Annotated in this window: 5 protein-coding genes and 1 pseudogene; 3 read left to right on the forward strand and 3 right to left on the reverse strand. The window is 48.6% G+C overall.

What is annotated here, in order from left to right:
• Window positions 1-61 precede the first annotated feature (61 nt).
• Window positions 62-2,230, forward strand: a complete 2,169-nt coding sequence (locus MHN01_RS12400) for a sensor histidine kinase (RefSeq protein ID WP_239411638.1) — start codon at window positions 62-64, stop codon at window positions 2,228-2,230.
• Here the strand turns inward: MHN01_RS12400 and MHN01_RS12405 are convergent.
• The 3 genes from MHN01_RS12405 to MHN01_RS12415 all read right to left on the reverse strand — a co-directional run bounded on the left by MHN01_RS12405 (window position 2,227) and on the right by MHN01_RS12415 (window position 4,840).
• A complete protein-coding gene (locus tag MHN01_RS12405; protein ID WP_239411633.1) occupies window positions 2,227-3,093 on the reverse strand; it encodes a DMT family transporter in 867 nt (288 codons plus the stop codon). The genes MHN01_RS12400 and MHN01_RS12405 overlap by 4 nt on opposite strands.
• A gap of 112 nt (window positions 3,094-3,205) precedes the next feature.
• Entirely contained in the window at window positions 3,206-3,919 is a 714-nt protein-coding gene (locus MHN01_RS12410) for an AraC family transcriptional regulator (RefSeq protein ID WP_239411634.1), read from the reverse strand.
• Window positions 3,920-3,931: 12 nt separating this feature from the next.
• On the reverse strand, window positions 3,932-4,840 hold the full coding sequence (locus tag MHN01_RS12415; RefSeq protein ID WP_239411635.1) for a LysR family transcriptional regulator: 909 nt from the start codon (window positions 4,838-4,840) through the stop codon (window positions 3,932-3,934).
• A 135-nt stretch (window positions 4,841-4,975) separates the two neighbouring features.
• Here MHN01_RS12415 and MHN01_RS12420 point away from each other — a divergent pair, with 135 nt between their 5' ends.
• Together MHN01_RS12420 and MHN01_RS12425 are read left to right on the forward strand one after the other, a co-directional pair.
• Window positions 4,976-5,935 carry an NAD(P)H-dependent oxidoreductase gene (locus tag MHN01_RS12420; protein WP_239411636.1) on the forward strand — a complete coding sequence of 320 codons (960 nt, stop codon included), beginning with the start codon at window positions 4,976-4,978 and terminating at the stop codon, window positions 5,933-5,935.
• A gap of 295 nt (window positions 5,936-6,230) precedes the next feature.
• A pseudogene (locus MHN01_RS12425) lies at window positions 6,231-6,661 on the forward strand (DUF3943 domain-containing protein); the annotation flags it as partial.

The raw sequence follows: 6,661 nt of genomic DNA on the forward strand, positions 1-6,661 counted from the left end.
ATTGGCTCGACTTTGGGCGGTTCGCCTTGCAGACTGTGAAACACAGACAGAATCAGCATGGATGCGAGGAGTCATTTTGTCTAAACGTTTAAGGCTACTGCTGACTATCTCTGCAGTCATCATTGTTATTGTTACCGGGGTGGTTACGACAAAAGAAGTGGGTCGCCAGTGGCTGTTTGAAAATGCCCAGACGCAGGGCGAAGATCGCTTGCTCAAGTACGTCGGTGACATTCGCCGCGCACTCAGGCGCTATCATTACCTACCTTATTTGGTTACCGATCACCAATCGAGTCGGGAGCTGCTGACCGGCGATAACAGTTTGCATGATGACGTTAGCCTTTATCTCGCCCAGTTGGACAAGGCCGCCAATACCAAGGGCTGGTATATCCTGACACCGAAAGGAAACCTGATTGCCTCTAGCCGAAAGCATGCCAGCTGGGAGGAAGCCGACGGGCAAGCTATCGCTGACAAACTTATCCGCCAGGGCGGAGAAGTGGTGACAGTCAGTAAGATTGTTGACGGCAAGGCACGATACTTTCTGGCCGCGCCTATGTACTCGAAATCTGTGGTGATCGGGATAGCTGTTGTTAAGGTCGACTTGAGTACCTTGACGGAGTCCTGGCTGGCTGAAAATGAACTGGTTCTGATCAGTCATAGAGAACAGAAGTTTTTCCTGTCGAGCAGCCAGCGCTACAGCGCCGAGTGGCTGAACAGCCAGGCACAGGGAATGGCACAGCAACCTCCGAGTGTTATGCAGCTTGCCAGTGGTACGACATTGTCGACCTGGCAGCTCGGGCAGGAAGACTATCTGGTTCAAACGGTTCAGCTCGATGATCTGAAATGGAAGATCTACTACCTCACGCCATTGAAAGAGCAAATACAAGCGGTTTACTGGCTGGGGGTTAGTACTGTCATCCTGATGGTCTCGATGCTGATTCTGGGGCTGTTTATTTACGAGCGACGGCAGAAGCTGCGCTCTAAGCAGCAGTTACAGGAGCTGGTCATTGAGTCCGAATACTGGCTGCGGCGGATGTTCAGCAAAACCAATGTCGGGCTGATGTTGTTGGACAGCCAGGGAAAGATTGGTGAAATCAACCCGACGGCTATGCGCTATTTTAGCTTGTCGGACTCCATGGTCGAGAATATTTTTGCCTGGCAGCTGTTTGAGACGACGGCCGGTAATTCAACCGTGATGCTGTTGCTGAAGAATTTGGCTAATCACCATGAGTGGGGAGAAATTACTGGCGTAGAAGTGATGGCCCGACGCAGCGACGGCTCGCGTTTTCCGGTGCTGTTTTCAATCACCTCGCTGCCCTGGCATGACGAAAGGCATTTTTTGATCACGGCCATCGATATTAGCAAGCGTAAAAAAGCGGAAAATGCCCTTCGGGCGGTCAATGAGCAACTGGAACAACGGGTTCAGGAAAGGACAAGAGCGCTGCACTCTGCCCAGGAAGAGCTGGTCCAGAGCAGTAAAATGGCCGCGCTGGGCAGAATGTCGAGCGCCATTACCCACGAGCTCAACCAACCGCTTACCGGGTTGCGCACTTTGCTTTCCAGCAATGAATTGCTGATTGAGCGCGGAGAAACCAAGATGCTGCTTGCCAACATGAAGCTGGTGGATACGCTGGTGGAACGGATGGCAAGCATGACCTCACAGCTCAAGACGTTTGCCTTTAACCGCCCTGAACAGCTATCGGCCACGTCCTTGCCGGATTCGCTGCAGCAATTATTGCGTATTCATCAGCAACGGCTGCAAGGTGTCGATGTTCGTATTCGTATTCCCTCTACGCTGCCACACGTACTCGGAGAGCCTCAGCGTCTCATGCAGGTATTGGGTAACCTGATCAGTAATGCCCTTGATGCGATGGCTGATATAGCTCAACCTGCCTTGGTTATCACAGCCTCAGAACAGGGCGAGCAGGTGATCATTGAGGTGATCGACAATGGATGCGGGGTTAGTGAGTCCATGCTGGACAACATGTTCGAACCGTTTCAGACCAGTAAAAAAATGGGTGAAGGGCTGGGATTGGGACTATCAATCACCGCCAATAGCGTTCGCGACATGCAAGGCACTATCCGCGCCGCCAATAACGTCGATGACGAAGGGCGGCGGGTGGCGGGGATGACATTTACGGTTGTGATGCAGGTTTTCTCGCTACAATCCACGCATTCACCTGGCTATGAGTCTGGAGATGAATTTGAGCATGGCGTCACTGAATCAGACTAGGCGTTGGTTGGTATCGCCTTCGACTGCTTGGATTTCATATTGGCCACCAGGGCCCCGGCGAGAATAAAGCATAGTGCCAGTATAATATTGAATGACCAGCTGTTTATACCTGCCAGTGACAGCGCTATTGATGAGATCAGTGGGGCACTGAAGCTCAGAGAGGCCAGCAGTTGCTTATTACCGTGTTTAAGGCCGATGTCCCACAGGTAAAACGAGCCGCCCACCGGTCCCAGGCCAAGCAAAATCATACCGAGCCACTCACTGACACTGAAATCCCAGTAGCCGGTTTCCAGTTTCAGGTGAGCCACCAGAGAGAGCACGGCCACAGCTGCCGACAGCCAGCCAATGTCATCGACATGGTTAGTCGATTTGGACAAATACCATGAATAACTCGACCAAATCAGCGCACAGGTAATGGCCATCAGGTAACCGTTCAGATGACTCTGGCTGAGCGAAAGTCCGGCGTCACCAATGATAATAAACGTAATACCGATAAAACCCAGGCAACCACCGCATAGGGCTCTGGCGAGTGTTTGTCGGTTAGCTACAAAAACGGCTAATAGCAATGGCCATAAGTAGACAATCAGGCTTACCTCAATCGCTGGGGCATACTTTAGTGCCATGAAATAACAAAAGTGGAAGCCGAATAGTCCAGCTATGCCAATGAGCCACTGTGGTGTTGTCAGTTGTGGCTTGCTGAACAATCGCTGGCCGGTAATGAAGCGCTTTGCCAGCATAATGAATGCTGAGAGGCTAAAGCACAGAGACAATAGCTGAAATGCCGGTATTTTTGTGGTCATGGTACCGAGCAGGGCGAGTAACCCCCATAGAATAACGGCAATAACGCCATAGAGTGTTGCCATGATAGTGTATCCTTATCTGATTTAATGGCAGAAAGAATAGCTGTGGTTTGTGTTTGTTAGTGTGCTGAAAGGACGCTTGTGTTGGTTGATAGGCTGGAGTTGATTCTGTTTGTTATCGCGAAAAGGCAGACGGAGACAGGCCAAAAAAGTCAGAAAAACGGCGGCTGAACGCAGACAAGTCCGTATAGCCTACCTGCTCTGCGACAATGCGGATAGGCAGATCGGTATGGGCCAGCAATGCTTTGGCTTTTTCCATTCGAAGTTGCGTAATGTATTGCTGCGTGGTCATTGTCATGCTCTGCTTAAACACTTTTTTGAATTGGGTAGGGCTGAGGTATGCATGCCGGGCGAGTTCCTGGATCGACAATGTCTGGCTGAGATCGCGCTGGATCATCTCAATAACCTGCTCGATTCGGGGATCGATTTTGGTGAAGCAGGTTTGCTGGGTGATGAGCTGATAGAAAAGATCAAAGGTCATCGTCTCGACCTCCTGGTTTACCTGAGATTCCAGCTGTTTGTCGATGAACTGAATGTAGGCCAGCAAAGGAGAGCTAATCGAGAACTTGACAGATGAACTCTCGGTAAGGTTGGCTGGCAGTTGGTCCAGATCAGCAACCAAAAACCGTGCCGCCTCATCAGCATGAAAGTCATGCTGCTGGCCAGCTTGGATGACAACGCAATCCCCCAGGTTTACTCTCCCCGAGTAGTCACCGACTTTAATATTGATAGAGCCACGTAGCGGCAATACCAGCTGGTGGTATTCATGAAAATGGCTGCGCATCCGCTGGGTGTAGGAGCGGATTGACAGACGATTGAGTAAAGCCATCGTTTCCTTCATTTATTCGCTCATTAGGGCCGCTTTTTCTGCCAGGAAATCAATAAGTACTCGAATACGTCTGGCTTTCTGGCTGTTTCGTGGGAAATAAGCATACAAACCCGGATAAGGCTGCCAGTAGGGCTTTAGCAAAGGTTTAAGATTCCTATTGCCAAATTGTTGTTTGAGCATTGGTGCGACTATCCGGCCAATTCCCAACCCTTTCTCGGCAGCATCGATCATGATATCAGTGTCGTTGACTATCATAGCAACTGGCATGTTTACGGTCACAGTATGGCTGTTGAAATAGAGCGTTAGCGGGGCGAGTTGGTTTGAAGAGATAAAGCGATACTGGATCAGCTTGTGTTGTTGCAGATCGTCGGGTGTTTCTGGAACGCCGTTCCGGGCGATGTAATCGTCGGAAGCAAAGAGCGCTTCATGCATGGGGGGAGTGAGCTGCTTGGCGACCATGCCTTCTTCAAGGCGGTCGCCAAAGCGGATGCCGAGATCAATTCCTTCACTGATGATATTGACAGTGGCATCGTTAATGGAAATCTCTAACTGTATGTCCGGGTAACGCTGACAAAACTCGGCATAAATTGGGCGCAGGAAGTATTGATAAACGAATTTAGGCAAGGTAATGCTGACTTTTCCTGATGGGGTTTCGCTAAGGTCATGAACGCTTTCAAGGGCATAGTTCAAGGATGAGATCGCATCGGTTGTGCGTTCATACAAAAGTTGTCCGGCTTCGGTAAGTTCAATGCGTCGGGTTGTACGGTGAAACAAAGGAAGTCCGATGTGCGTTTCCAATGCCTTGAGAGACTGACTGACCGACGGCGGAGCTATTTCTAGCTTTCTTGCAGCTCCCCGGATACTGCCTTCTTTAGTTATGGTTTGAAAAATAACCAGTTGGTTGTAAGTCGTCCCTTTCACTGCAAGTCCAGTACTATTGATTACTTAATTGTTAGTTTATACATAACAATCTATTCGGTAAACGTGGTCTAAAAACTATCAATGTATCTCGCTAGACTTCAGCTATTCAAACTGAACACAGTTGTTGGAGTCATCATGAGCAAAATCGTCGTTATTTCAGGTCACCCTGATCTGAAGCAGTCATACACCAATACAGTGATCCTAGAGGCGCTGGAGTCAGCAGGGAGCCGTTCGGAAACAAGCCAGGTTGAAGTACGCCGTCTAGATTCGCTTTATCCTGAGTTTATTATTGATGCTGAGGCCGAACAGCAAGCCTTGCTGGATGCCGATGTCATCATTTTTCAGTTTCCGTATTACTGGTATTCAGTTCCGGCATTACTGAAAAAATGGATTGATGATGTCTTTACCTTTAATTTCGCCTACGGGCCGGAAGGCAATAAGCTGAAGGGGAAAGATTTCATCCTGTCTTTCACTGTCGGTGGCCCTGAAGAGTCATACAGCCCGCTTGGCTATAACCACTTCACCATCGAGCAAATGTTGTATCCATTGCAGCAGACAGCCTATTTGGCGGGAATGAATTATCACGAGCCTGTCTATACCCACCGGATGGTTTATATCCCAGGGGTTTACAACACTCAGGAACAAGTCGAAGCGCGCGCATGCCACCATGCGGATCGATTGATAATTAAGCTCGATGAGTTGACGAGTTCTGCCGAGAATAAAATCACCAAGCTGGTTCAGGTATGGTTCGAGCAGTTCGATCAACTGCCGGAAGGTGACAGCTTCTTTCTGAACTACCTTGCCGAGGATATTCACTGGCAGATGCCGGAAGGGACTTTCAAAGGACATGCAGGGTTTCGTGACTGGTATGCATCGGCTCGTGCCCTTTTCAAGCCAAATTGCGATCATCAGGTTGAGCAGATAAACATTCAGGCATTGGATGACACCCATTATCAAGTCGATCTGCGTATCCGTCTTGTTGCTGACACCTACACAGGTGAAAGTGTCAATATGCTAGTGAACGAAGTCTGGAAGTTGGCTGTTGATGGTAACGGAAAAGCCATTATTCATGACTATCGAGTGACACCTGTGTAATCTCAATACAGCAAATTTGTTCTTTGAAGAGCTCTTTGCAAAATAATTAACACTTTTTATTTAGTTCTACTGAGGTACGCCTATCTGGGAAAAGACAGGTAGGTATACACTCATCTTTGTTGATTATTGTTCCTTGTGAGAATTTGTGACAAATAACCAGTTAGGCTGGGTAAATACAAATTTCCTTGAACTATACTGACTAGATTGCTTTTTGAATTAACAGCTTAAAGATACCTAAAATAATAATTAGCCTTATTTTTGGCTTTGATATTGATGAGCAGAAGGCGATCAGGTTATGCAATGTCAGTTTACCATTCCTTTGTTGTTGGCTTCATTTATTGTGGCTTCCCCAGCCTTCGGTGATGAAAACGATACCTTGTTTTCTACATCCTCCTCTGTACTTTCTTCTGCATCTTCTTCTTTATCTGGGTATAGCAACACAAGCTGGGAAGATCAGTCCAGGCCCGACAGTGTGTATGATTCCCCTTATTCGGTGGCGCTCTTCTCTGCGGCAAACGGCGAGGATGCCGATCGCTTGTGGTCGCAGACCAAATCTGTCGTCTGGTATGGATTCGGGGTGGCCGGTGTTATTGCCTTGCTGCCGGAAGACATTTCTAACTGGGACAACAGCAGTGAACGCTTGATGGAAAAATGGTGGAAAAATGTCAAAGACGGCCCGGTGTGGGATCGGGATATTTGGTATATCAACTATATCGGCCACCCTTA

This window comes from Photobacterium sp. OFAV2-7 (assembly GCF_022347985.1).
In the GTDB taxonomy this organism is placed as follows: domain Bacteria; phylum Pseudomonadota; class Gammaproteobacteria; order Enterobacterales; family Vibrionaceae; genus Photobacterium.

Bases quoted from the DNA above. Each gene is read 5' to 3' on its own strand.
- MHN01_RS12400 (WP_239411638.1), top strand. From the start codon at position 62: ATGCGAGGAGTCATTTTGTCTAAACGTTTAAGGCTACTGCTGACTATC.
- MHN01_RS12405 (WP_239411633.1), bottom strand. From the start codon at position 3,093: ATGGCAACACTCTATGGCGTTATTGCCGTTATTCTATGGGGGTTACTC.
- MHN01_RS12410 (WP_239411634.1), bottom strand. From the start codon at position 3,919: ATGGCTTTACTCAATCGTCTGTCAATCCGCTCCTACACCCAGCGGATG.
- MHN01_RS12420 (WP_239411636.1), top strand. From the start codon at position 4,976: ATGAGCAAAATCGTCGTTATTTCAGGTCACCCTGATCTGAAGCAGTCA.